This is a genomic window from Pseudomonas sp. SDT291_1_S447 (genome assembly GCF_054070155.1).
This window is the reverse complement of record NZ_JBSVXS010000377.1, coordinates 1-247: the sequence shown is the minus strand read 5'-3', so window position 1 is coordinate 247 and position 247 is coordinate 1. Positions and strand designations below refer to the sequence as shown.

Below are 247 nucleotides of genomic sequence, written 5' to 3'. Positions count from 1 at the left end.
CTTCGATCGCTGCACGCTGATCTTCCGTGACGGTTTTACCTTGGTGCAGCAGCGCGGTGACGATGCCGTCGAGTACGCGATATTCGTACAACTCGCCACCGAGGCTGTCGATGATGTACAGCCAGCCGTCGCGCAACCGGCGAATGCCCATTGGCCGCGCGGTCAGGGCATACGGCAGCGTCAATTCGGCGACCGGGTCGTGCGGTCGTTCCACCAGGCCATAAGCCAAGGGCAACAGTTGCACATG

1 protein-coding gene is annotated in these 247 nt (G+C 61.5%); it reads right to left on the bottom strand.

Annotation, left to right across the window (positions count from 1 at the left end; genetic code table 11):
* Positions 1-247, bottom strand: a 247-nt coding sequence (locus ACW9IR_RS29990; protein ID WP_457466227.1) for a toxin VasX, incomplete at both ends; no start/stop codon positions are given.